At 70.8% G+C, this 24844-nt stretch carries 22 protein-coding genes; 11 read left to right on the forward strand and 11 right to left on the reverse strand.

The genetic code is table 11. The annotated features are described in order from the left end of the window. Nucleotides 1-71: 71 nt before the first annotated feature. Nucleotides 72-740 (reverse strand): nitroreductase, encoded by a 669-nt coding sequence (locus ACIBJC_RS12700; protein WP_399292309.1) that lies wholly within the window; start codon nucleotides 738-740, stop codon nucleotides 72-74. A 143-nt stretch (nucleotides 741-883) separates the two neighbouring features. Here ACIBJC_RS12700 and ACIBJC_RS12705 point away from each other — a divergent pair, with 143 nt between their 5' ends. Beyond that, nucleotides 884-1534 (forward strand): FMN-dependent NADH-azoreductase, encoded by a 651-nt coding sequence (locus tag ACIBJC_RS12705; protein WP_399291355.1) that lies wholly within the window; start codon nucleotides 884-886, stop codon nucleotides 1532-1534. 79 nt (nucleotides 1535-1613) lie between these two features. On the opposite strand, the gene ACIBJC_RS12710 is transcribed toward ACIBJC_RS12705, so the two are convergent. Beyond that, nucleotides 1614-2099 (reverse strand): MarR family winged helix-turn-helix transcriptional regulator, encoded by a 486-nt coding sequence (locus ACIBJC_RS12710; RefSeq protein WP_399291358.1) that lies wholly within the window; start codon nucleotides 2097-2099, stop codon nucleotides 1614-1616. A 352-nt stretch (nucleotides 2100-2451) separates the two neighbouring features. Between ACIBJC_RS12710 and ACIBJC_RS12715 the strand changes: the two genes are divergently transcribed. Both ACIBJC_RS12715 and ACIBJC_RS12720 read left to right on the forward strand, forming a co-directional pair. Further along, nucleotides 2452-5649: a sacsin N-terminal ATP-binding-like domain-containing protein gene (locus ACIBJC_RS12715; protein WP_399291361.1), complete on the forward strand. Its 3198-nt coding sequence runs from the start codon at nucleotides 2452-2454 to the stop codon at nucleotides 5647-5649. Between the two features lie 218 nt (nucleotides 5650-5867). Continuing rightward, nucleotides 5868-6755: a DUF5707 domain-containing protein gene (locus tag ACIBJC_RS12720; protein WP_399291364.1), complete on the forward strand. Its 888-nt coding sequence runs from the start codon at nucleotides 5868-5870 to the stop codon at nucleotides 6753-6755. A 76-nt stretch (nucleotides 6756-6831) separates the two neighbouring features. On the opposite strand, the gene ACIBJC_RS12725 is transcribed toward ACIBJC_RS12720, so the two are convergent. After that, entirely contained in the window at nucleotides 6832-9384 is a 2553-nt protein-coding gene (locus ACIBJC_RS12725; protein ID WP_399291367.1) for a cation-translocating P-type ATPase, read from the reverse strand. Nucleotides 9385-9516: 132 nt separating this feature from the next. Beyond that, complete coding sequence (locus tag ACIBJC_RS12730) at nucleotides 9517-9840, reverse strand: DUF2530 domain-containing protein (RefSeq protein WP_399291370.1); 324 nt, start codon at nucleotides 9838-9840, stop codon at nucleotides 9517-9519. Between the two features lie 283 nt (nucleotides 9841-10123). Between ACIBJC_RS12730 and ACIBJC_RS12735 the strand changes: the two genes are divergently transcribed. Then, nucleotides 10124-11578, forward strand: coding sequence for an NCS2 family permease (locus ACIBJC_RS12735; RefSeq protein ID WP_399291373.1), 1455 nt, complete (start codon nucleotides 10124-10126; stop codon nucleotides 11576-11578). A 73-nt stretch (nucleotides 11579-11651) separates the two neighbouring features. Here ACIBJC_RS12735 and ACIBJC_RS12740 read toward each other — a convergent pair whose 3' ends face one another. After that, nucleotides 11652-11837, reverse strand: a complete 186-nt coding sequence (locus ACIBJC_RS12740; protein ID WP_329824961.1) for a ribbon-helix-helix protein, CopG family — start codon at nucleotides 11835-11837, stop codon at nucleotides 11652-11654. Nucleotides 11838-11986: 149 nt separating this feature from the next. Here ACIBJC_RS12740 and ACIBJC_RS12745 point away from each other — a divergent pair, with 149 nt between their 5' ends. After that, nucleotides 11987-12433 (forward strand): MarR family transcriptional regulator, encoded by a 447-nt coding sequence (locus tag ACIBJC_RS12745; protein WP_329824962.1) that lies wholly within the window; start codon nucleotides 11987-11989, stop codon nucleotides 12431-12433. A gap of 254 nt (nucleotides 12434-12687) precedes the next feature. Continuing rightward, nucleotides 12688-14091, forward strand: coding sequence for an MFS transporter (locus tag ACIBJC_RS12750; protein ID WP_399292311.1), 1404 nt, complete (start codon nucleotides 12688-12690; stop codon nucleotides 14089-14091). Nucleotides 14092-14153: 62 nt separating this feature from the next. On the opposite strand, the gene ACIBJC_RS12755 is transcribed toward ACIBJC_RS12750, so the two are convergent. After that, nucleotides 14154-14720, reverse strand: coding sequence for a Uma2 family endonuclease (locus ACIBJC_RS12755; RefSeq protein WP_399291378.1), 567 nt, complete (start codon nucleotides 14718-14720; stop codon nucleotides 14154-14156). Nucleotides 14721-14827: 107 nt separating this feature from the next. Here ACIBJC_RS12755 and thpR point away from each other — a divergent pair, with 107 nt between their 5' ends. Next, nucleotides 14828-15469, forward strand: coding sequence for an RNA 2',3'-cyclic phosphodiesterase (thpR, locus tag ACIBJC_RS12760; RefSeq protein WP_399291381.1), 642 nt, complete (start codon nucleotides 14828-14830; stop codon nucleotides 15467-15469). A 194-nt stretch (nucleotides 15470-15663) separates the two neighbouring features. Here thpR and ACIBJC_RS12765 read toward each other — a convergent pair whose 3' ends face one another. Further along, on the reverse strand, nucleotides 15664-16653 hold the full coding sequence (locus tag ACIBJC_RS12765) for an aldo/keto reductase (RefSeq protein ID WP_399291383.1): 990 nt from the start codon (nucleotides 16651-16653) through the stop codon (nucleotides 15664-15666). A 253-nt stretch (nucleotides 16654-16906) separates the two neighbouring features. On the opposite strand from ACIBJC_RS12765, the gene ACIBJC_RS12770 reads away from it, so the two are divergent. Further along, nucleotides 16907-17251 (forward strand): hypothetical protein, encoded by a 345-nt coding sequence (locus ACIBJC_RS12770; protein WP_399291386.1) that lies wholly within the window; start codon nucleotides 16907-16909, stop codon nucleotides 17249-17251. A 67-nt stretch (nucleotides 17252-17318) separates the two neighbouring features. Here the strand turns inward: ACIBJC_RS12770 and pip are convergent, their stop codons facing one another. Beyond that, on the reverse strand, nucleotides 17319-18341 hold the full coding sequence (pip, locus tag ACIBJC_RS12775; RefSeq protein WP_399291388.1) for a prolyl aminopeptidase: 1023 nt from the start codon (nucleotides 18339-18341) through the stop codon (nucleotides 17319-17321). 36 nt (nucleotides 18342-18377) lie between these two features. On the opposite strand from pip, the gene ACIBJC_RS12780 reads away from it, so the two are divergent. After that, on the forward strand, nucleotides 18378-19418 hold the full coding sequence (locus ACIBJC_RS12780; protein ID WP_399291391.1) for a WD40 repeat domain-containing protein: 1041 nt from the start codon (nucleotides 18378-18380) through the stop codon (nucleotides 19416-19418). Nucleotides 19419-19437: 19 nt separating this feature from the next. On the opposite strand, the gene ACIBJC_RS12785 is transcribed toward ACIBJC_RS12780, so the two are convergent. After that, nucleotides 19438-20262: a TetR/AcrR family transcriptional regulator gene (locus ACIBJC_RS12785; protein WP_399291393.1), complete on the reverse strand. Its 825-nt coding sequence runs from the start codon at nucleotides 20260-20262 to the stop codon at nucleotides 19438-19440. 110 nt (nucleotides 20263-20372) lie between these two features. Between ACIBJC_RS12785 and ACIBJC_RS12790 the strand changes: the two genes are divergently transcribed. Then, nucleotides 20373-21329, forward strand: a complete 957-nt coding sequence (locus tag ACIBJC_RS12790) for an ATP-binding cassette domain-containing protein (RefSeq protein WP_399292313.1) — start codon at nucleotides 20373-20375, stop codon at nucleotides 21327-21329. After that, nucleotides 21326-22177 carry an ABC transporter permease gene (locus tag ACIBJC_RS12795; RefSeq protein WP_399291396.1) on the forward strand — a complete coding sequence of 284 codons (852 nt, stop codon included), beginning with the start codon at nucleotides 21326-21328 and terminating at the stop codon, nucleotides 22175-22177. The genes ACIBJC_RS12790 and ACIBJC_RS12795 overlap by 4 nt, the downstream gene beginning before the upstream one ends. A gap of 88 nt (nucleotides 22178-22265) precedes the next feature. On the opposite strand, the gene serC is transcribed toward ACIBJC_RS12795, so the two are convergent. Both serC and ACIBJC_RS12805 read right to left on the reverse strand, forming a co-directional pair. Then, on the reverse strand, nucleotides 22266-23384 hold the full coding sequence (serC, locus tag ACIBJC_RS12800; protein WP_399291399.1) for a phosphoserine transaminase: 1119 nt from the start codon (nucleotides 23382-23384) through the stop codon (nucleotides 22266-22268). A gap of 142 nt (nucleotides 23385-23526) precedes the next feature. Then, on the reverse strand, nucleotides 23527-24768 hold the full coding sequence (locus ACIBJC_RS12805; RefSeq protein ID WP_399291402.1) for a cytochrome P450: 1242 nt from the start codon (nucleotides 24766-24768) through the stop codon (nucleotides 23527-23529). Nucleotides 24769-24844 lie beyond the last annotated feature (76 nt).

The raw sequence follows: 24844 nt of genomic DNA on the forward strand, positions 1-24844 counted from the left end.
AGGAGACGCTCGTCCGAGGCATCGGGTCGACCGTGGGGAGCGGGGTGTTCGTCGCCCGGGAGCGGACGGTGTCAGCGGCCGTCGATGAACGTGACCGTCTCGTCGAGCGGCGCCCGGCCGGTGCGGGTGTCATCCACCGTGACGTCCTCGAAGCCGATCGACATGCCGCAGAAGAGGATGAGCTCGTCCGGGGGTGACAGGACCTCCGCGACCGTCCGGTGATATTTCGCCCATGCCATCTGTGCGCAACTGTGCAGGCCTTCGGCTCGGAGCAGCAGCATGACGGTCTGCAGATACATGCCGACGTCGGCCCATTGGGGTGAGCCCATAGCGCGGTCGATGTAGCAGAACAGGGCGGCGGGCGCGCCGAAACAGTCCCAGTTGCCTGCGGCGGCCCTCTGGCGTGCCTCGATGTTCTCGCGGGGAATGCCGAGCGCGCCGTAGCGCTGCTCCCCGAAGGCGGACCGGCGCTCGCGGTACGGGGACTTCAGCGCGGGCGGGTACTGCTCGTACTCCGGCTCGTCCCACGGGTCACCCGAGGTCACGCGCTCGCCTGTGCACTTCTTGAGCTCGGCCAGCGGTTCGTCGGTCAGTACGTAGGTGTGCCACGGCTGGAGGTTCGACGCGGACGGTGACCAGGCCGCGGCGGACAGCGCGCGCTCCAGTACCTCCCTCGTGGCGGGGCGGCCGGTGAACCCGCGCACGGCTCGTCGGCTTGTCACCGCCTCGTAGACATCCAAGATCATCCGCCTCCGTCTGCTCGGTATCCAGCTCCGTTGTGAGTGCGATAGTATCATTCAATACTGTTGCGAGTGTAACTAATCTCGCCGTGCATCCATGGCCCGTGATGACCTCCCCCGGCCCCGCTCTCTGGAGAAAGCCCATGACCACACTGCTGCACATCGATTCGTCCGCGTTTCCCGGCGAAAAGTCCTCGTCCCGTTCGGTCGGAAACACATTCCGCCAGGTATGGGAGGAGCAGCACCCGGAGGGCACGGTGATCTACCGCGACATCGCGGTCAGCCCGGTCCCGCACATCACCGCGGACGCGCACACCGCCGGTTTCGCCGCCTCGTCCGCGCACACCCCGGAGCAGTCCGCCGCGTTCGCCGTGCGCGCGACGCTCATCGAGGAGCTTGAGCGGGCGGACGCGGTCCTGATCGGCGCCCCCATGTACAACTACTCGATCCCGTCGACCCTCAAGGCGTGGCTCGACAACGTGATCCTCTTCGGCCGCACCGCGGGCGAGACCCGCTCCGCCCAGGGCACCCCGGTCGTCGTCGTCGCCAGCCGCGGCGGGTCCTTCGCGCCGGGTACCCCGCGCGAGGGCTACGAGTTCGTCCAGAACTACCTGGAGGCCGTCCTCAAGAACACCCTCGGCATGGACCTCGAATTCATCGTTCCGGAACTCACCATGGCCCCCAGCAAGCCGGACATGTCCGAACTGGTCCCCCTCTACGAGGCATCCCGCAAGCGTGCGTTCGAGGACGCGGGCGCCAAGGCCAAGGAACTCTCGGAGCGCCTCGCCGCGTAACCTCCGGGCCGGGCTCGCCACGAGAGCCGCCCGAGCGGAAAGCGCGCCCGCGCGCCGGCCGACCGCCGTGCGGGCGTGCTTACGCCTCTCCGTCCGTGTGACGGGTGATCCGGGTCAGCAGATCCGCCAGCCGCTCGGGCTCGCCGGGCCCCAGTTCGGCGACCAGACGCTCCGACAGCGGCTCCGCCGAAGCGTGGGCCACGTCGAAAAGCTCGACGCCCTCGGGCGTGATCTCCACTGCCCGCGCCCGCCGGTCCCCGGGAACGGCCTTGCGTACGGCCAGCCCCTTACGCTCCAGATCGTCCACGACCCGCATGATTCCCGCCTTGTCCGACCCTGTAGCCACCGCCAGGTCCCGCTGCACCGTGGGCCCGCGGTCCATGAGGACGATCAGTACGGCGAAATGCCGCAACTCGATGCCGAGCGGCCGGAGCGCCTCGGTCATCACCGCGGCTGCGTGCCAGTGCGCCCGGCGCAGCAACAGGCCCAGGGCGAAAGGCGAGGCATCTCCTGGACGGCCGGTCGCACGCGAGGTGGTGGTCCTGTGAGGGACGTCGGCGGTCATGAGGCCACATTACCTCCGCGTGTTCAGTCGATACGTTATCGATCGAGACCACGGTGGCGGGCCTCGACCGGGCACGTCGTCGGCACATCCCACCGCCCGGGCGGCAGCCGCTCGACGGCGTGCGCCGGCTCCGGGCGGTGGTCCGCGATCCGCTCGGGAGAGCCCGGCCCGGAGCGGGACGGACCATGGACCAGCCGGGACCCCGGCCGAGCCCCGCCGCTCGGATCCGGGACGACCTCGGACGTGTGGCCCGCCGCCCCGCACCCCCACCGCAGCGCGCCGCGCGGTACGTTCGGGCCCGTACGCGGAGACCAGAACGTACGCGGAGACCAGAACAGAGCGGAGTCACAGCGTGAGCGTCAGGACGACCGAGGGGGCCGACCCGTTCGGGACGGCGCGGCTGCGGCGTGGGGTGCTGGACGCGTGGGGGGCCGGCCCCGCGCGGTTCCGTGAGGATGCCAACGCCGAGGAGGACCTGGCCCTCGGCGGCTACCGGGACCGGCTCGTCGTCGAGCTGGCCCAGAACGCCGCCGACGCCGCCGCGCGCGCCGGGGTCGAGGGGCGGCTGCGGCTGACGCTGCGGCCCGCGACCGCCGACGGGCCCGCCGTACTCGTGGCCGCCAACACCGGCGCCCCGCTCGACGCGACCGGCGTCGAGTCGCTCTCCACCCTGCGCGCCTCCGCCAAGCGCGAGGGGCACGAGAGCGCCGTGGGACGGTTCGGCGTCGGCTTCGCCGCCGTGCTCGCCGTCAGCGACGAGCCCGCCGTCATCGGCCGGCACGGCGGCGTCCGCTGGTCCCTCGCCGAGGCCCGCGAGCTGGCCGGGGTGACCGCGCAGGCCAGCCCCGGCCTCGGGGACGAACTGCGGCGCCGCGACGGCCACGTACCGCTGCTGCGGCTGCCGCTGCCCGCCGAGGGCACCGCCCCGGACGGGTACGACACCGTCGTCATCCTGCCGCTGCGCGACGCCGCCGCGACCGCGCTCGTGGAGCGGCTGCTCGCCGGGGTCGACGACGCGCTGCTGCTGACCCTCGCCGGGCTCTCCGAGGTCGCGGTCGAAACCCCGGACGGGGAGCGGGTGGTGCGGCGCTCGCAGGACGCCTCGTACGTCGTCGTGGACGACAGCGCGGGCGGTGCGGACGGTGGCGGCGAGGTGCGCCGCTGGCGCGTGGTCAGCCACCACGGGGCCACCGGGGCGGCCCTCCTCGAAGGGCGGCCCGTGGAGGAGCGGCTGCGCCCGCACTGGGCCGTGACCTGGGCCGTCCCCGTGGACGCCGAGGGCGCCCCGGCCCGGCCGCGCACCGCGCCGGTCGTGCACGCCCCGACCCCCACCGACGAACCCCTCGGCGTGCCCGCGCTGCTGATCGCCACGCTCCCGCTGGACACCACGCGGCGCCACCCCGCGCCGGGCCCGCTCACCGACTTCCTCGTCGCGCGGGCGGCCGACGCGTACGCCGAACTGCTCGCCGGCTGGGAGCCCAACTCCACCGGCCTCCTCGACCTCGTGCCGGGCCCGCTCGGCAAGGGCGAGCTGGACGGCAGCCTGCGCGCCGCGATCCTGGAGCGGCTGCCGCGCATCGCCTTCCTCACCCCGGCCACCCCGGCGGTCCCGCCGGTCCCGTCGGCTCCCGACGACGATCAGGAGGAGGGGACGGCCGCGCTGCGGCCCTTCGAGGCGGAGGTCGTGGAGGGCGCGGGCGCCGACACCGTACGGGTGCTCGCCGAGGTGCTGCCGACCCTGCTGCCCGCCGGGCTCGAACGGCGCCCGGAGCTGCGGACGCTCGGGGTCGGCCGACTGCCCCTCGGCGACGCCATCGAACGCATCGCGGGCGTCGAACGGCCGCCCGCCTGGTGGCACCGGCTGTACGACTCCCTCGCGGGCGTGGACGCCGACCGGCTCTCCGGGCTGCCGGTGCCGCTCGCGGACGGCCGTACGACGATCGGGCCGCGCCAGGTGCTGCTGCCGCTGCCCGGCGGGGAGGACGGAGCCGAGGGGGCCGGGTCGGCCGACCTCGCGCGGCTCGGGCTGAAGGTCGCCCACCCCGAGGCCGCCCACCCCCTGCTGGAGAAACTGGGCGCGCTCCCGGCCACGCCCCGCGCCGTTCTGACGACCCCTCAGGTACGGGCGGCGGTCGCCGCCTCGCTCGACGCGGGCGAGGTGTGGGACGAGGACGCCACCACCCCGGACGCCGAGGAGCTCGCCGAACTGGTGCTGACCCTCGTACGGGACGCGGGACTTGAGGCGGGCGACGAACCGTGGCTCGGCGCCCTCGCGCTCACCGACGAGGACGGCGAACTGGCGCCCGCCGGTGAACTCGTCCTGCCGGGAAGCCCGTTCGCCTCCGTCGTACGTTCCGACGAACTCGCTTACTGCGATGCCGAGTTGGCCGAACGCTGGGGCGAACAGCCCCTCGCCGCCTGTGGCGTCCTCGCCGACTTCGCCCTCGTACGCGCCACGGACGTCGTCCTCGACCCCGACGAACTGGAGCCCAGGGACGGCGACTTCGCCGAACCCGACGACGCCGGACTGCTCGACTCCGTCGACGTCTGGTGCGAGGACGTCCTGGACCGGCTGCCCGACACACCCGTACCGCCGGTCGCCACGGAGATCGTCGCCGTACGCGACCTGGACCTGGTGGACGACGACGCGTGGCCCCAGGCGCTGGCCCTGCTCGCCCGGCCGCCGCTGCGCGACGCGCTCATCCAGCCCGTACGGATCCTGCTCCCCGACGGGACGACGGAGAGCGTACGGTCCTACACCGCGTGGTGGCTGCGCGACCACCCCGTGCTCGACGGACGGCGCCCCGCCGGGCTGCGCTCCGCCACCGGGGACCCGCTGCTCGCCGGGTTGTACGACGCGGTGGACGCGACCGGCTTTGACGACGCGCAGGTGCTGCGCGCCCTGGGCGTACGGACCTCCGTCGCCGCCCTGCTGGACGAGCCCGGCGGAGCCGCCGAGCTGCTGGGCCGGCTCGCGGACCCGGAGCGGGAGGTCGGCGCCGGGCAACTGCACGCGCTCTACACCGCCCTGGCCGACCTCGACCCGGACCAGGTGACCCTGCCGGACGAACTGCGCGCGGTGGTCGACGGCGAGGTGCGGGTGGTCGACGCGGCGGACGCGGTGATCGCGGACGCCCCCGACCTGCTGCCGCTGGCGGGCGGGCTGCCGCTGCTGCCGGTCGCGCCGACGCGCTTCGCGGAGCTGGCCGAACTGCTCCAGGTGCGGCGGCTCGGTGAGACGGTCGTCGCGGAGGTGACGGGGGAGGCGGCGGAAGGCGGCGAGGAGCACGAGGTGCCCGACGCGGTCCGCGCCCTGCTGGGCCCGGCCACACCCGCCACGTACGTCGAGCACGAGGAACTGGTCGCGGGCGGCGCCGAACTGGACTGGCGCCGCACCCCGGACGGGGTGCTGCACGCGGCGACGCTGGAGGGCGTGGCGGCGGGGCTCGCGTGGGCGGCGGGGCAGTGGCCGCGGCGCTTCGAGGTGGCGGCGCTGCTGGAGGACCTGTCGCGTACGGAGGAGCTGGCCAGGGACCGCTGGTTCGACTGATCGGCCGGGGGCGCGATCCGCGCGATCCGCTGATCGGCCGGTCAGCGGATCCGTCGGTTCGTCGGCTGATTTTGGGATCTTCGCAAGAAAGTCATGATTCCGTACAACTATTCACATGCGTACCTCGTCTGGTCTGTCGAGTCACCAGGCTCACAGACCAGATGGGCCCCGCCGTACGAACGACGCACCGCGGGGCCCCTTCTCCACTTGGGGAACGCATGCGTATTCGTGCCACTGTTGCCGCTGTCTCCGGCGCCCTGGCCCTGTCCGCTCTCGCCGTGCCGGCCTCGCAGGCCGCGCAGTCCGGCGCGCCCGGCGGCGACCGTCCGTCCGCTCCGGACTACGGCTTCTCGTCCCAGCACGGCGCCGCCGCGCCGAAGGCCAAGGCCAACGGACTCACCGCCGCGGCGAAGGCCGCCGCCGCCCCGGTCATCACCAAGACGGTGGTGAACGGCGGCAAGCCGATCGTCGTCGGCACCACCGCCACCAAGAAGGTCACGATCGCGATCACCGCGTCCCACGCCTCGGGCATCGCCGACGCCGGCACGATCCTCTGGATCGGCAAGAACCTCGATGACGACGACGCCTTCGCCTTCGTTCAGAACGAGGACAAGGCGACGTGCAAGGCCGCCAACGCCACCACCTCGACCTGCACGCTCACCGTCACGGTCGACCCCGGCCAGCTGATCAACACGGACGCCACGTACTGGAACGTCGGCGCCGCCGTGCTGGCCAAGGGCGGGACGGACGTCCAGAACGACAAGTTCACCAAGATCCGCTTCCAGCGGCTCTCCAAGCTGACCGTCAACGCCTCCCCGGAGCCCGTGAAGAAGGGCAAGACCCTCACGGTCACCGGCAAGCTGTCGCGCGCCAACTGGGAGACCGCCACCTACAAGGGCTACGCCACCCAGACGGTGAAGCTCCAGTTCCGTAAGAAGGACAGCAGCACCTACACCGACGTCAAGACGGTCAAGACCTCCGGCACCGGCACGCTGAAGACCACCACGACCAGGACGACGGTCGCCGGCTACTGGCGCTGGAGCTTCGCCGGTACGGCCTCGACCCCCGCGGTCAACGCCACCGGTGACTACGTCGCCGTCAACTAGCACCGGATCACGGCGGGGCCCGGCAGGCTGACGCCGCCGGGCCCCGTACGCCCAGCGCCTGCCGGGCCCGTACGCCCTACGCGGCGGGGAACCTGCGCCCCACCCACCGCCAGCACATCTCCAGCGCCACCGACGCCACCACCGCGATGCCCACCGCGGCCCACGGCACCGTCGTCCCCACCAGCTTCAGCGCGAAGAAGTGCTGCAACGCCGGTACGGCCAGCACCACCAGGAACGCCGCCCCCATCGACAGTACGAGGCAGATCCGCCACCACGTGTACGGGCGCGCGACGATCGCCAGCACCCACATGGAGACCAGGAACAGCGTGAGCGTGGCCGCGCTGGTCTCCGCGCCGAGCGAGTCGGGGCCGGTGTAGGAGTGCCGGGCCAGCAGATACGTGGTGAACGTGGCGACGGCCGCGATGACGCCCGAGGGCACCGCGTACCGCATCACCCGGCGGACGAAGTGGGGCTGGGCGCGCTCCCTGTTCGGGGCCAGCGCCAGGAAGAACGCCGGGATGCCGATCGTCAGCGTCGAGAGCAGCGTGAGATGGCGCGGCAGGAAGGGGTACTCGACCTGGAAGCACGCCACCAGGATCGCCAGCAGCACCGAGTAGACGGTCTTGGTGAGGAAGAGCGTCGCCACCCGCGTGATGTTGCCGATGACCCGGCGGCCCTCCGCCACCACCGAAGGCAGCGTCGCGAAGCTGTTGTTCAGCAGCACGATCTGGGCGACGGCCCGGGTCGCCTCCGAGCCCGAGCCCATCGCGACGCCGATGTCCGCGTCCTTCAGCGCCAGGACGTCGTTGACGCCGTCCCCCGTCATCGCGACCGTGTGCCCGCGCGACTGGAGCGCGCCGACCATGTCGCGCTTCTGCTGCGGGGTGACCCGGCCGAAGACCGCCCCCGCGTCGAGCGCCTCGGCCATCCCCTCCCGTTCGGCGGGAAGATGCCGGGCGTCGACGGTCTGCTCCGCGCCGGACAGACCGAGCTTTCCGGCCACGGCGCCGACGGAGACCGCGTTGTCGCCTGAGATGACCTTCGCGGCGACGTCCTGGTCGGCGAAGTACGTGAGGGTCTCGGCGGCGTCGGGCCGCAGCCGCTGCTCCAGTACGACGAGGGCGGTCGCCTCGGCGCCGGACACGGCCTCGGGGGAGTCGAGGTCGGGACCGCCCGCGCTCACACCCGTACCGACGCGGGCGAGGAGCAGGACGCGCATCCCCTGCCGGTTGAGGTGGTCGACCTCGGCGAGCGCCGGATCGTCCGAGGGCAGCAGTACGTCGGGCGCGCCGAGCAGCCAGCGGGAGAGTCCGTCGCCGTTCCCGGTCGTGGCGCCGTCCGCTCCTTCGCCGCTCTCCTCGAACTCCTCGAACGCGGCGCCGCTGTACTTCCGTACGGACGAGAAGGGCAGCGCCGCCGCCACCGGCCACCGCCCGCGCTCGTCCTGGTACGCGTCGATGATCGCCTGGAGGCTGGCGTTGGGGCGCGGGTCGGACTCCCCGATCGCGCCGAGCACCTTCCGTACGTACGACTCGTCCGCACCCCCGAGCGGACGCAGCTCGCTGACGTCCATCCCGCCCTCGGTGAGCGTGCCCGTCTTGTCGAGGCAGACGACGTCGACGCGCGCGAGCCCCTCGATGGCGGGCAGCTCCTGGACGAGGACCTTGAGCCGGCCGAGCCGGATGACCCCGATCGCGAAGGCGACGGAGGTCAGCAGCACCAGGCCCTCGGGGATCATCGGGACGATCCCGCCGACGGTCCTGGCGATGGAGTTCTTGAAGTCGTTCTGCTTGACGACGAGCTGGCTGAGGATGAGCCCGGTCGCGGTCGGGATCATCATCCAGGTCACGTACTTGAGGATCGTGCTGATGCCGTTGCGCAGCTCGGAGTCGACCAGCGTGAAGCGGGACGCCTCCTCGGCGAGCTGCGCGGCGTAGGCGTCGCGCCCGACCTTCGTCGCCTGGAACGCGCCCCCGCCGACGACCACGAAGCTGCCGGACATCACGGGGTCGCCGGGACGTTTCAGCACCGGGTCCGCCTCGCCGGTGAGCAGCGACTCGTCGATCTCCAGACTGTCGGCCTCGGCCACCACGCCGTCGACCACGACCTTGTCGCCGGGGCCCAGTTCGATGAGGTCGCCGAGGACGATGTCGGAGGTGGAGATCTCGGCGGCGACCCCGTCCCGCCGTACGGTCGGTCTCGCCTCGCCGATCACCGCGAGCCCGTCGAGGGTCTTCTTGGCGCGCAGCTCCTGGATGATGCCGATACCGGTGTTGGCGATGATCACGAAGCCGAACAGGGTGTCCTGGATCGGCGCGACGAAGAACATGATCACCCAGAGCACGCCGATGATCGCGTTGAATCGGGTGAAGACGTTCGCCCGGACGATCTCGGCGGCGGACCGGCTGCTGCGGACGGGTACGTCGTTGACCTCCCCGCGCGCCACATGCTCCGCCACTTCGGCGGCGGTCAGCCCGGTGTGCCGGCCGGCGGGCGGGGGAAGCGTCATGGGGTGTACGGGGTCCAGCTCGGCGCCCGCGTCGATGGCGGGGGTGGTGGGGGCCGGGGAGCCCCGCTCCGTGCCGTCCGGCTCCGCGCCGTCGGTGTTGATCTTCGCCCGCTGCGTCATGTTCCGACCGTACGGTGGGGAGGGCCCCGCCACCCGCCGGCCGGAGCGAAGATCAGACCCCGGGACGACGGTTCGGGTGCGGAATCGTCCCTGGGCACTACGGGCCGGGGCGGAGCCGTAAGGGGCACGCCCCTACGGGCCGGAGGCGCCGGGCCCGTCCTCGTCGGGCCCTGTGGTCCCCTCGGCGTCGGCTTCGGCGTCGGCTTCCGCAGCAGCGGCAGCACGCTTGAGCGCCGCGTCCCGGCCGCGTACGTACCAGATCCCGATGAGTCCGAGTCCGGCGCCGGCGAGGCAGGTCCAGATCCACCAGGTGTGCCCGTGCTCGCTGTACCAGCCGTAGAAGGGGAGCTGGAGGAGGAAGAGGGCGAACCAGATGATCGTGCCGCCCGTGACGGTGCCGACGACCGGCCCCTCCAGAGGCTCGGGCGCGGCGCGCTGGGGCGTAGAACCGGTCATGGGATCAGTGTAAGTGGGGGTGCGCGGAGGACGGGGAGCAGGCGGCTCAAGGGTCTACGCGCGGAGATAGCGATCTTCTTACGATCTGTTCATACTGAAACGGTTTGTGGGTGTCTGGTTTTGTTCGGTGAACATCCATGCGTTTGAACATCAATGGAAACCCGATGAACACATCGGTAACACATCGGTCTGATCAAGTTTCGCCGCAGTCCCCGCTCTGCCCCGTGCCGCCCGTACCGCCCCACCACCCGCCCCTCCCCTCGTACGACGTCTGAGGTTCCGCATGCCTTCCTCGGCCACCGCTCCGGTCGGTTCCGACGCCCAGCCGCCGACCCCCGGGCAGTCGTCCGGCGGACTTGACGGCTTCTTCAAGATCTCGGAGCGCGGCTCCACGATCGGCCGTGAGATACGTGGCGGCTTCGCCACCTTCTTCGCGATGGCCTACATCATCGTGCTGAACCCGATCATCCTCGGCAGCGCGAAGGACATGTACGGGCACCAGCTCGACAACAGCCAGCTCGTCACCGCCACCGTGCTGACCGCCGCCTTCTCCACGCTCCTGATGGGCGTCATCGGCAATGTGCCGATCGCCCTCGCGGCCGGCCTCGGCGTCAACACCGTCGTCGCCCTGCAACTCGCCCCCCGGATGAGCTGGGCGGACGCGATGGGCATGGTCGTCCTCGCGGGTCTGCTGGTGATGCTGCTCGTGGCCACCGGTCTGCGCGAGCGCGTGATGAGCGCCGTACCGCTCGGGCTGCGCAAGGGCATCGCGATCGGTATCGGCCTCTTCATCATGCTGATCGGGCTGGTCGACTCCGGGTTCGTCTCCCGTATCCCGGACATCGCCCGGACCACCGTGCCGCTCCAGCTCGGGGGGAACGGGCATCTGCACGGCTGGCCGGTCCTCATCTTCGCCATCGGCGTGCTGCTCACCCTCACGCTGATCATCCGCAAGGTGCCGGGCGCGATCCTGATCTCCATCGTCGCGATGACGGCCCTCGCGATGATCATCGACGCGGTCACCAAGGTGCCGAGCTGGGGCCTGACGGCCCCGAAGTGGCCTGGCAATCCGGTCGCGAGCCCGGACTTCGGCCTGATCGGGAACGTCAGCCTCTTCGGCGGCTTCGAGAAGGTCGGCGTCCTCACCGGGGCGCTGTTCGTCTTCACCGTGCTGCTGTCGTGCTTCTTCGACGCGATGGGCACCATCCTCGGCGTCGGCGACGAGGCCAAGCTGATGGACAAGAACGGCAACCTGCCCGGGATGAACAAGGTCCTCTTCGTCGACGGCATCGCGGTCGCCGCGGGCGGCGCGGGCTCGGCCTCGGCCAACACCTGTTACGTGGAGTCCACGGCGGGCGTCGGCGAAGGGGCCAGGACGGGGCTGGCGTCCGTCGTGACGGGCCTGCTCTTCACCGTGGCGCTGTTCCTCACACCGCTGGCGACGATGGTCCCGTCCCAGGCGGCGACGCCCGCGCTGATCGCGGTGGGCTTCCTGATCCTGGCCGGTTCCGTACGGGACATCGACTGGAGCGACTTCACGATCGCCGTGCCGGCCTTCCTGGCCATGGTGATGATGCCGTTCACCTACTCGATCACCAACGGCATCGGCATCGGCTTCATCACCTTCAGCGTGCTGCGCCTGGCGACCGGGCGGGGCCGCGAGGTACCGGCGGCGCTGTACGCGGTCTCGGCCGTCTTCGTCTTCTACTACGCGATGCCGGCGCTGGGCCTGACCTGAGGCGCACGCCGGGTCCCCCGGCCCGCTACTGCTACCGCTTCCGCTACTGCTACTGCTACTGCTACTGCTACCGCTACTGCACGCCGCCGTAGAAGCGCTCGGTCTCGTCGACGGCCGCCTTGAAGCGCTCGTCGAAGTCGTCACGAATGAGCGTCCGGGTCACATAGTCCTGGACGCTCATTCCGCGTATGGCGGCATGGTGGCGGAGCCGGTCGAGCAGCTCACCGTCGATCCGCAGGCTGAGCACTGTCGATCCCATACGCACCAGGGTCGGGCGCGCGCGTCGCCCGGCGGGTCACTTTCTGCCTCAGTCTCACTCGTACGAGTGATTCGACCCCAGGGAATCCGGCCGAGAGTCGTGTTGCGCCCCGGTGGTATTTAGCTTGGGTAATGAGTTAAGCTAAGTACATGCCTGACCTGCCCCACGGTGACGAGCATGAGAACGACGCCGCCGTGAACGCTCTCCGCTCCGCCGTCATGCGGCTGGGCCGGCGCCTGAAGCACCAACGTGTGGACGAGTCGCTGTCCCCGACCGAGATGTCGGTCCTGGGTACTCTCGCGCGCTGTGGCTCCGCCACTCCGGGCGAGCTGGCCCGCAAGGAGCACGTGCAGCCGCCGTCGATGACCCGCATCGTCGCGTTGCTGGAGGCGAAGGGTCTTGTCAGGCTTGAGCCGCACCCCGACGACCGTCGGCAGAAGGTGGTCAGCCAGACCGAGCGGGCCGAGGCGATGCTCGAAGAGAGCCGCCGTAAACGCAACGTCTGGCTGGCGACCCTCGCCGAGGGCCTGGACGAGGACGAGTGGGCGAAGCTGCGCGCTGCCGCTCCCGTGCTGGAGAAGCTCGCCCATTTGTAGACCGCGCGCCGTAAGGAGGCGAACCCCCATTGAGTACGGGATCCGGAGCAGACTCCGCCCCCGCACCGCAATCCACCCACGACAGCACCACCCCTGAGAGCACCACGCCTGAGGGCCCCACCCCGGTCGGCACGCTCGCCGACGGCACCGTCCCCGAGGCGGACGACCCCGACTCCATAGGCTCCACCGACGGCACCGGTCCCCTCGGCCGTACCGAACCGATCTCCCCCACCGAACCGATCTCTCCCGTCGGCCTGACCGGTCACCGTGACCCGAACGGCCGTACCGAAGCGACCGACTCGACCGGCGGCACCGGACCTGTCGGCGGTACCGACTCGACCGGCGGTGACGACTCCGCCGAGAGCAAGCCGGCCACCGGCGGAACCTTCTCCTCGCTGAAGATCCGCAACTACCGTTTGTTCGCGACGGGCGCCGTCGTCTCCAACATCGGTACGTGGATGTCCCGTGTCACCCAGGACTGGCTGGTCCTGAGCATCACCGGCTCCTCCGCCGCCGTCGGCATCACGACGGCCCTCCAGTTCCTGCCGATGCTGCTCTTCGGCCTCTACGGCGGCGTCATCGCCGACCGCTACCCGAAGCGTCAGCTCCTGCTCTTCACCCAGGCCGCGCTGGGCCTGTGCGGCGTCTCCCTCGCCGTGCTGACGCTCTCCGGACATGTCCAGGTCTGGCACGTCTATCTGCTCGCTTTCCTGCTCGGCATGGTCACGGTCGTCGACAACCCGACCCGCCAGTCCTTCGTCTCCGAGATGGTCGGCCCGGACCAACTGCGCAACGCGGTCAGCCTCAACTCGGCCAACTTCCAGTCCGCCCGGCTGGTCGGCCCTGCGGTCGCCGGTGTGCTGATCACCACCGTGGGCAGCGGCTGGGCGTTCATGCTGAACGGCCTCTCCTTCCTGGCCCCGATCATCGGGCTGCTGCTGATGCGCCCGCACGAGCTGCACCGGTCCGTCCGCGTACCGCGCGCGAAGGGGCAGCTCAGGGAAGGGCTCCGCTACGTACGCGGCCGTCCCGACCTGATCTGGCCGATCGTCCTCGTCGGCTTCATCGGCACGTTCGGCTTCAACTTCCCGATCTGGCTGACGGCCTTCGCGCACGAGGTCTTCGAGGGCGGAGCCGGGCTCTACGCCTTCTTCAACATCCTGATGGCCGCCGGCTCCCTGGCCGGCGCCCTGCTCGCCGCCCGCCGCCGCTCCAGCCGGGTCAGGCTGCTGATCCTGGCGGCGATGGCCTTCGGCCTGCTGGAGATCGTGATCTCCTTCTCGCCGTCCGTCTGGATGTTCTCGCTGCTGCTCCTGCCGATTGGCATGATCGGACTGACGACGAACATCAGCGCCAACACGAGCGTCCAGATGGCCGCGGACCCGGCGATGAGAGGCCGGGTGATGAGCCTCTACATGATGGTCTTCGTCGGCGGCACCCCCATAGGCGGCCCGCTCCTCGGCTGGGTCACCGACACGTACGGTGCCCGCGTCGGCTTCGCCACGGGCGGCGTGGTCTCCCTGCTCGCGGCGGCGGCGATCGGCCTGATCCTCACGCGGGTGGTGGGGGTACGGCTCAAGGTCGACCTGCGCGGCGGACGGCCGCACATGGAGTTCGTACCGAAGGAGGAACGCGAACAGCTCGCGACGGCGGCGTGAGCCGTGGCCTGTGAGCCGTGAGTGACGACGGTGGTTCCGGTCGACCGGAACCACCGTTTGTGTCAGTCGCGGGGGAACTCGTCGGTCTTCAGGACCAAGCCGGTCCTGACGGCGCCGAGGTTGATGTCCGTGCCGAACGCGACGCTCAGTTCAGTGGTGTATTCGCGGTTCTTCGGCCCGGTGAAAAGATGGCAGCGGCCGGTGAAGGGGTCCGCGACGAGATAGGCGGGGACATCGGCGGTGGCGTACGCGATCTTCTTGGAGCCGTAGTCGTTGACCGCGGTTCTCTTGGAGACGACTTCGACGACGAACTCGACATCCTCATGGCGCCAGCGCCCCCTGTCGTCCTGCACGGAGCCCTCCGCCAAGGAAGCGACATCGGAGCAGAAGCCGTTGAAGTGCCCGGGATAGTCGATGCGTACGTCGGATGCCAGACGCTTCCGCGGATACGCGGCTCGCAACTGCTCGATGATGTCCAGGGTGATTTCCCAGTGCACCTGGCGCTGCGCCGACATGAAGATGTTCCCCTCGACAATCTCGACCTTCACTCCCCCGGGGACGGGCATCTCCTCAAGCGCGTCGAACAGCCTGTCCAGCGTCAGCTCGGCGCCCCCGTCCACGACGGTCATCCGGCGCTCCTCCCCGCTCCCGCGTGGATGCGGTAGCCGCGCGGTACAACGATACGCACGGTGACCGGGTAACGCCCCGTCTGTCATATGACCGGCAGAATCGTTCCATGAGTCCGACGATGAGCCCGACGACACTCAGACTGTTCGCCGCCGTCCTGCCGCCCGCCGCTGCCGCCGCCGAACTGGCCGATGTCGTACGGCGCCTGCGCGACCTGCCCGGGGCCGACGGGCTGCGGTGGACCGGGCAGGAGGGGCGGCACTTCACGCTCGCCTTCATGGGCGAGGTGGAGGAGGCGCTGCTGCCCGAGCTGACCGTACGGCTGGAGCGGGCCGCGTACCGGACCGAGCCGTTCCGGCTCCGGGTCCGCGGTGGCGGGCACTTCGGCGGCCGTACGCTGTGGGCCGGCGCCGCCGGAGGCATCGACGAGCTCCGGCTCCTCGCGGAACGTGCCGACGCCGCCGCGCGCCGGTCCGGGGTGCCGATGGAGGAGCACCGCTCCTACCGGGCCCACCTCACGCTCGCGCGTGGCCGCACGGCCGACGGCGTGGACCTCCGGCCGTACGTCGAGGCCCTGAGCGGCTTCGAGGGCAGGCCGTGGGACGTGTCCGAGCTGGTTCTCGTACGGAGCCGGCTGCCGGTCTCGGGCGTGGCGGGGGAGCAGCCGCGGTACGAGGCGATCGCGCGCCGCCCGCTCGGCCGGGGCCGTCGGGGGCACCCGGGCGGCGGTTCTGTCGGACCCGGCCGTTAGTCTCGACGTGTGGACCCGAAAACCCGTAACCGCATCATGGCCGCCGTGCTCGTGCTGATGTTCGCGATCATCGCCGTGGCGGCGGCGGTCGGCTAGCCCCTGTTCAGGACAGGGCCCGGCCGACCGCCGCCCTCGTCACTCGTCGCCGTAGGTACAGACGCGTGTCTGTACCTACGGATCCGCGCTGACGGCTCCTACCAGGCGAAGGCTTCCGGCGAAGGCCCCGGGCCGGGGAAGATCTCGTCCAGCTCCGACAGGACCTCTTCGGACAGCGTGACATCGACGGCCCGTACGGCCGATTCGAGCTGGTCGAGCGTGCGCGGGCCGACGATCGGGCCCGTCACCCCCGGCCGGGTCAGCAGCCAGGCCAGCGCCGCCTCGCCCGGGTCGATGCCGTTCTTGTCGAGCAGGTCCTCGTACGACTGGATCCGCGCGCGGGTCGCGGTGTCGGCGAGGGCGTCGGCGGAACGGCCGGCGGCGCGCCGCCCGCCCTGCACCTCCTTCTTGATCACGCCGCCCAGCAGACCGCCGCCGAGCGGCGACCACGGGATGACCCCGAGCCCGTACTCCTGCGCGGCCGGGATGACCTCCATCTCGGCGCGGCGCTCGACCAGGTTGTAGAGGCACTGCTCGCTGACCAGGCCGTACGAGCCGAGGCGGCGGGCGGTCTCGTTGGTCTGGGCGATCTTCCAGCCGGGGAAGTTGGACGAACCCGCATAGAGGATCTTGCCCTGCTGGATCAGGGTGTCGATGGCCTGCCAGATCTCCTCGACCGGGGTGGAGCGGTCGATGTGGTGGAACTGGTAGAGGTCGATGTGGTCGGTCTGGAGCCGCTTGAGGCTCGCGTCGACCGCGCGGCGGATGTTGAGGGCGGAGAGCTTGTCGTGGTTGGGCCAGGGGTCGCCGTCGCCGCCCATGTTCCCGTAGACCTTGGTGGCGAGGACGACCTTGTCGCGGCGGTCGCCGCCCTTGGCGAACCAGGTGCCGAGGATCTCCTCGGTGCGGCCCTTGTTCTCGCCCCAGCCGTACACATTGGCGGTGTCGAAGAAATTGATACCCGCGTCGAGCGCGGCGTCCATGATGGCGTGGCTGTCGGCCTCGTTGGTGAGAGGGCCGAAGTTCATCGTCCCGAGGACGAGTCGGCTGACCTTGAGTCCGGTGCGTCCGAGCTGCGTGTACTCCATGACTCCACACCCAACTCGTTCGAGCGCACTCAAGGCAAGAGTGGGTACGCCTTGTGGCGGCCTGTTGTCATCGGTCCGACGGGTCGTGGCCCGTTCACTTACGAGTGACCGTAAATCAGCCGATCGGCTTCTTTCGGGCCATTGTTCGCGGTTTGGGCATGATGGCCCCCTTTCGTGATCAACCTCCTCTCCGAGCGGCCGAGCACGGGCCCTCATGTCCGTCCGTCCTCGCATCGGAACACCGGAGGTTTCTTTGATCACTCGTACACGACGCACCGTCGCCGCCGTCGCCGCGACGCTCGCTCTCGGCGCGGGCGGCCTGCTGGCCGCCGCGGCGTCGGCGACGGCCGCACCGGCGACGGCCGCACCGGAATCCCGGGCCGCGCTCTCCTGTAGCCACCGGCTTCTGACCGGAAGCGGGGGGCACAAGGGCGCGGCCATCACCTGCCAGGGGTCCACCTTCACGGGCGTCGTCGACTGCAAGAAGGGCGATCTCGTCTACCGGCACTTCGGCAACCGGGCCGCCTCGGGCGGTACGTCCACGGTCTGGTGCGACCTCGGGGCCCAGGTGGTGTTCGCGGGCGGAACCCCCTCGTGAGGTCCGTCAGGTCCGTCTGAGGTCCTTGTGAGGTAGCGGGCGGCGGATCGGCCCGTCTGTCGATGGGTCAGTCCGCGAACGCGTCGAGCGCGGCCCGCACTTCGCCGCGCTGGGCTTCGCTCCCCTTGTGGCCCGCGTCGTCGATCACCACCAGCCGCGCGTCCGGCCAGGCCCGCGCCAGCTCCCAGGCGGTGCCGAGGGGCCCGGCCAGGTCGTGCCGCCCGTGGACGAGGACGCCGGGGATGCCGGCCAGCCGTCCCGCGTCGCGCAGCAGGGCGCCCTCCTCCAGCCAGGCGCCGTGGGCGAAGTAGTGGGCGCAGATCCGGACGAACGCCTGTCGCTGGAGCGGCGGCCGATCGGCGTACGGGGTGGGGGAGCCGTGGGGTTCCTGGGAGAGTACGGCGTCCTCCCAGGCGCACCAGTCGATGACGGCCCGCTCCCGTACGGCGGGGTCGGGGCTCTCCATCAGACGGGCGTAGGCGGCGACGAGGGGAAGGGCGGCGGCCGTACGGTGGTCCAGCCCTTCGGGGACAGCGGCCCGTTCGTCGGTCCTCTCCTGCCGGGCGCCGTCGCGGAAGCGGTCCCACTGCTCGGGGAAGAGCCGGCCGGCGCCCCCGTACAGCCAGGCGGTCTCCGAGCGCCGGGTGGTCGTGACACCGGAGAGGACGATCTCGGAGACGCGCTCGGGGTGCCGTTCCGCGTACGCGAGGATCAGTGTGGACCCCCAGGAACCGCCGTACAGCAGCCAGCGTTCGATCCCGAGATGGTTCCGCAGCCGTTCCATGTCGGCGATGAGATGGTCGGTGGTGTTGTGGCGCATGTCGGCGGCGGGATCGCTCGCGTGCGGGGTGCTGCGCCCGCAGTTGCGCTGGTCGAACAGGACGACGCGGTAGCGCTCGGGATCGAAGTGCCGCCGGGCGTACGGGGTGCAGCCCGACCCGGGGCCGCCGTGGACGACGAGCGCGGGCTTGCCCCGGGGGTTGCCGCTGACCTCCCAGTGCACGCGGTTGCCGTCGCCGACGTCGAGCAGGCCGTGGTCGTAGGGCTCGACGGGCGGGTGGACGGGGGAGGCGGCGGGGACGGAGGTCATGGCACGCCACGCTACGCGGGGTGGCAGGCTGGGGGAATGCGTTTTCCCTCGCGTGGCCCTGGCCGCCGTTCCGGAGCTGTCGCCGCACTGCCGGCCGTGTTCGCCTCCGCCTCCGCGTTCGTGCTGCTCGTTTTCGGATCGGCCACGGCCGCCGTGGCCGACGACGGGAAGCCCGATCAGAGCTTCACGATCAAGGACGACCGGATCACCGAGTCCAGCGGACTGGCCGCCAGCCGTCTGCACCCCGGCGTGTACTGGACGCACAACGACAGCGATGACGGACCACAGGTGTACGCCGTGGACTCCCGTACCGGCGAGACCGTCGCGACGATCACCATGCGGGGCGTCGGCAAGCCCCGGGACGTGGAGGCCATTTCCCTCGGGTCCGACGGGAACGTCTACGTCGGTGACATCGGCGACAACCTCAACGGCACCTGGGACCACGTCTGGATCTACCGTTTCCCCGAGCCGAAGCAGCTCAAGGACGCGACGGTGCGGGCCACGCAGTTCACCGTGAAGTACGCCGACGGGGCGCGTGACGCCGAGGCGATGATGGTCCATCCCCAGACGGGGCGCGTCTACATCGCGTCGAAGAACGAGGACGGCGGCGGGCTGTACGAGGGCCCGGCGGAGCTGTCCTCGTCCGGTACGAACACCTTCCGGCGGATCGGCGAGGTGCCGTGGGTGACGGACGGGGCGTTCTCCCCGGACGGCGAGGAGTTGACGCTCCGCTCGTACTTCAGTGCCCGCGCCTACGCCTGGAAGAACGGCCGGCTCGGTGCTGACCACCGCGTACGGGCGCCCATCCAGCGGCAGGCGGAGTCGGTGACGTACACGACCGACGGCAGCGCGCTGATGTTCGGCTCGGAGGGCAGCCGGAGCGATGTCGTACGGGTGGACCTGGACAAGGGATCCGGCGACAACGCGTCCTCCGGAGGCGGAAGTTCCTCATCCGGTGGCGGCGGTACGGGGAGTACCGCCTCCGAGAAGACGGGGAACGCCACGTTCGGGGCGATCGTCCTCGCGGCCGGTGCGGTTCTGTACCTCGGCTACAAGCGGCTGCGGCGCAAGGGCTGAGGCGACAGGGACGCAGACGTTACGGGCGCCGCTCGACGGCGTCCGATGACTGCGGTTGCGGCTGTGGTTGCGCCGGTGGCCGCGCCTGCTGCCGTGCCGTGCGCTGCTCCACCAGGACCTCCAGGCCGTCCAGCAGCCGCTGGAGCCCGAATTCGAAGTGGTCGAAGTCGGAGCCGAACGACTCCTCGGAGAGCCCGGCCATGACCGGGTACACGCCGCTGGTCATGGCCCTGGACAGGAAGGGCTCCTGGGCCTTCCAGAACTCCTCGTCCGTGGTGCCGCTCATCTTCTCGGCCTCTATGGCGTGCACCTGCGTACGCGCCGTGCCGATCACATAGCCCTCGACCATGATGATCACCGAGACCCGCTCGGGGTCGCTCAGCCCCATGTCCTGAAGGCGGGACAGGGTCTTCTCCAGTCCCCTGACCGCGTTGGGTCCGAGGACGGGCCTGGCCTGGTTGACCGAGAGCAGCCAGGGGTGACGCCGGTGCAGGGCGAGGGTCGCGCGCGCCGTCGCCTCGACGGCCGCGCGCCAGCCTGTGTCGATGCCGCCGGGCGGATCCTCCGTCTCGCCCTGGACGTGGTTGAGCATCAGGTCGAGCAGCTCCGTCTTGCCCGGGATGTAGCGGTAGAGCGACATCGTGCCCGTGCCCAGCTCGGTCGAGAGGCGGCGCATGGACACCGCGTCGAGGCCCTCGGCGTCGGCGAGCGCGACGGCGGTCGTGACGATCCGGCCCAGCGTGAGGCCGGGTTTGGGTCCTCGGCTGGGGCGCTCGCCCGTGTCCCAGAGGAGTTCGAGACTGCGTGCCGGATTGCCGCTGCCGCTCTCTTCGGTCGAGGTCATGGGGTCAGTTTAATGCCTCCCGAAAAAAATGGGTACGGCGTACTCTTTTGTGGGTACGCTGTACTCAGTTCGGTCGGGAGACCGGTGACAAGAGGGGGGCTGTGGTGGCTGTGGGCGAACACGCGGTTCTGGCGGAGGACATTCAGAAGCGGTACGGGGAGAAGCGGGCGCTCGACGGCTTCGATCTCGCGGTGCGGCGGGGGACGGTGCACGGGCTGCTCGGGCCCAACGGGGCGGGGAAGACGACGGCGGTCCGGGCCCTGACGACCCTGCTGCGGTTCGACGGCGGACGGGCGGAGGTGGCGGGCGTCGATGTGGCGCGCGACCCGCGAGCGGTCCGTAGCCGGATCGGGCTGGCGGGGCAGTACGCGGCGGTCGACGAGATTCTGACCGGGCGGCAGAATCTGGAGCTGTTCGGCCGGCTCTTCCATCTCGGCGGGAGACGCGCTGCGCTGCGCGCAGGTGAGCTGCTGGAGCGGTTCGACCTGGCGGACGCGGCGGACCAGAGCGTCGGCGGATACAGCGGCGGGATGCGGCGGCGCCTCGATCTGGCCGCGTCGATGATCCTCGCCCCGCAGGTCCTCTTCCTGGACGAGCCGACGACGGGGCTCGACCCGCGCGGGCGGGGAGAGGTCTGGGCGGCGCTGCGCGCGCTGGTGGCGGACGGCACGACCGTGCTGCTGACCACGCAGTATCTGGAGGAGGCGGACAGGCTGGCCTCCCGGATCACGGTCATCGACCAGGGCCGGGCGATCGCGGACGACACCCCGGCCGAGCTGAAGAACACCGTCGGGGGCGACCGGATCGAGGTCGTGGTCAGGGAGGCCGGCGACATACCGGCGGCGGTGCGGGCGGTGGCCCGGGGCGCGGGAGGTGACGCGCGGGTGGAGACGGACGACGAGAAGCGGCGGGTGCATGCGCCGGTGCGCGACCGGGTCGCGGCGCTGACAGAGGTGGCGCGGACGCTTCAGGACGAGGGGATCGCGGTGGAGGACATCGGGCTGCGGAGGCCGAGCCTGGACGACGTCTTCCTCCAGTTGACGGGAAAGGAGATGGCGGCGGCATGAGCGCCACCCTGAAGGACAGGACCGCCGACGTGGCGGATGATGCGTACGGGGCCGATCGCGGCCGGGCGTACTGGGCGGTGGTCGACTGCTGGACGGTCGTACGGCGCTACCTCACCCACTTCCAGCACCAACCCTCCGCCATCGCCTGGCAGTTGGGGTTCCCGATCATCTCCGTGCTGCTGTACGGGTATGTCTTCGGCAGCGCGATGCGGGTGCCCGGCGGCGGGGACTACCGGCAGTTCCTGATGCCGGGGATGTTCGCCATGACCATGGCCTTCGGCTTCATGAACACGGCGGCCATCGTGGCCACGGAGCGTACGAGAGGGGTCATCGACCGGTTCCGGTCGATGCCGATGGCCCCCTCAGCGGTGGTCACGGGACGGGGCGTGGGCGACCTGATCACCGCGTGCGCCGAGCTGACGATCCTGGCCGCCACCGCGCTCGTGATCGGCTGGCGTTCGAGCGGCGGCGTGCTGAACACGCTGGCGGCGTTCGGGCTGCTGCTGCTCCTGCGCTTCGCGCTGATCTGGGTGGGGGTCTGGCTGGGACTGCTGGTCCCCGGCCCCGAGCAGGCCGGCAATCTCTTCGCCGTCGCCTTCCCGGTCACCACGATATCCAGCATCTTCGTGGCGCCCTCGCTGATGCCGGACTGGCTGGGCGCGGTGGCCGTCTGGAACCCGGTGTCGGCGACGGTCACGGCGACGCGCGAGCTGTTCGGCAACCCGGTGGCGAGCGGGGGCTCCTGGCCGGAGGAGCACGCGATGTTCCTGTCGGTGGCCTGGCCGCTGGTGCTGACGGCGATATTCGTCCCCCTCGCGGTGAGGAGGTTCCAGGGGCTCGGGAAATGAGCGACGGGCCCCGGCGCGCACAGGACAGCGTCCACAAGCGCCGGGGCCCGTACGGACCACGAGAGCCGCCGGAGCGGCCGCGATGGTGTCAGAGACGCTCGATGACGTAGTCGATGCAGGTCGTCAGGGCCTCGACGTCCGCCGGGTCGATCGCCGGGAACATCGCCACGCGGAGCTGGTTGCGGCCGAGCTTGCGGTACGGCTCGGTGTCGACGATGCCGTTGGCGCGCAGCGCCTTCGCCACAGCGGTCGCGTCGATCGCGTCGTCGAAGTCGATCGTGCCGATGACCTGCGAGCGCTTCGCCGGGTCGGTCACGAACGGCGTCGCGTACTTGGACGCCTCGGCCCACCCGTACAGGTTCTGGGAGGAGGCGGCCGTGCGGCCGACCGCCCAGTCCAGGCCGCCCTGGGAGTTGAGCCAGGTGAGCTGCTCGTTGAGCAGGAAGAGCGTGGCGAGCGCCGGGGTGTTGTACGTCTGGTTCTTCAGCGAGTTGTCGATCGCCGTCGGCAGCGAGAAGAACTCCGGGACGTGACGGCCCGAGCCGTGGATACGGGCGGCGCGCTCCAGGGCGGCCGGCGAGAAGACGGCGATCCACAGGCCGCCGTCGGCGGCGAAGGACTTCTGCGGGGCGAAGTAGTAGACGTCCGTCTCGGTGATGTCGACCGGCAGACCGCCCGCGCCGGACGTCGCGTCGACCAGGACCAGCGATCCCTCGTCGGCGCCCGCGACCCGCTTGACGGGCGCCGCGACACCCGTGGAGGTCTCGTTGTGGGTGAACGCGTAGGCGTCCACGCCCGCCTCGGCCACCGGGTCCGGGTGCGAGCCGGGGTCGGCGGAGATGACGGTCGGGTCGGCCAGCCACGGCGCGAGCTTGGCCGCCTTGGCGAACTTGGAGGAGAACTCACCGAAGGAGAGGTGCTGCGACTTGTTGTCGATCAGTCCGTGCGTCGCGACGTCCCAGAAGGCGGTGGAGCCGCCGTTGCCCAGGATGACCTCGTACCCCTCGGGCAGCGAGAAGAGGCTGCTCACTCCGGAGCGTACGGAGCCGACCAGGTTCTTCACCGGGGCCTGCCGGTGGGACGTGCCGAGGAGAGAGGTACCGGTGGCGGCCAGCGCGTCCACCGCCTCCGTCCGCACCTTGGAGGGGCCTGCGCCGAAACGGCCGTCGGCGGGCTTGATGTCAGCGGGAATCTGGATATCGGCCACGGGCCGGAGCCTAGCCGTTCCCGAAACGGGACGGAAACGTGTCCGTCGGATGAGACACCCCGCTCACACCCCTGCGCACACCCCCGCGTACACCTCTGCTCACACCCCGCTCAGGCCCCTGCCGGTACTCCTCGCTCCTCGCTCACGCCCCCGTCAGGTGGACGGGGAGGTCGAACAGATCGTTCTGGGTGACCACGGGCTTGTTGCGGAGCTCCGTCGCCGGTACCGCCAGGCGCAGGCCGGGGAAGCGGGCGTACAGCGCGGGCAGGGCCACGGCCGCCTCCAGCCGGGAGAGGGCCGCGCCCGGACAGACGTGCGGGCCGTGGCCGAAGGAGATGTGGCGGTTGGGGGTGCGGGTCGCGTCGAAGCCGCCGGCCGCCGGGCCGTGCTGCTGTTGGTCGCGGCCGATCGCCCCGTACGACACGATCAGCGCTTCACCCGCAGGGAGGACGGTGTCCCCGACGGAGATGTCCTCCGTCGCGAACCGGAAGAGGACGTGCGAGGTGGGGGACGACCAGCGCAGGGTCTCCTCGATCACGTTCTCCCACGGGATCGTGCCCGCCAGCACGAGCGCGCGCTGTTCCGGGTGGGTCTCCAGGGCCACCACGGCGTTGACGATCAGGGTGATCGTCGTCTCGTGGCCCGCCGCGACCATCACCATCAGGGTGTTGCGGATCTCGTCCGCCGTCAGCCGGTCGCCGTCCTCCGACGCGGCGATCAGCGCGCTGGTCAGATCGTCGCCCGGCGCCCCGCGCCTGGTCTCGACGACCCGGGCGAACAGCTCCCCGAGGTCCGCCATCATCCGCGGCACCTCCTCCGGCGGAGTCTGCGTCGAGAAGAACTTCTCGTACAGCTCCTTCAGCCGGGGATGGTCCGCGGGGTCGACGCCCATCAGCTCGCTGATGACGCTCATGGGCAGGCGGTACGCGAACTCCGCCTTCAGGTCGACCGGTCCCCGCGGCTGCTCGGCGAGGCCGTCCAGCAGGGCGGACGTCAGCTCCCCGATACGGGCGCGCAGCCGCTCCACCCTGCGTACGGTCAGCGCCTGCGCGACCAGCGCCCGCAGCCGGCGGTGGTCCGCCCCGTCCACGGTCAGCAGGGAACGGCCGGGGTTGGCGAGCCCGATCAGCGGCCAGTCCAGCGGGATCTCGCCGCGCTGCCACGCGCTCCAGACGTCGATGTCCTTGACCAGCCGGGCATCCGTGAGGAGCCGGCGCGCCTCGGCGTGGTGCGTCACCGCGTAACAGGGCACCCCGCCGGGCAGCACGACGCGGGCCAGTGGGCCGGCCGCCCGGAGCGCGGCGCTCTCGGCGTTCAGGTCGGTGACGAGCGGATCCAGCACGACCGGGGCGGGACCGGTCCGGTGTGCGTGGGGACAGTTCATACCGTGCCTCCGTGAGCGATTCGTCAGCAGCCGAACGGGTCAGGGGGTCAGTACGGGTCAGGGGTCAGTACGGGGC

This window comes from Streptomyces sp. NPDC050509, from assembly GCF_044457965.1.
GTDB lineage: Bacteria > Actinomycetota > Actinomycetes > Streptomycetales > Streptomycetaceae > Streptomyces.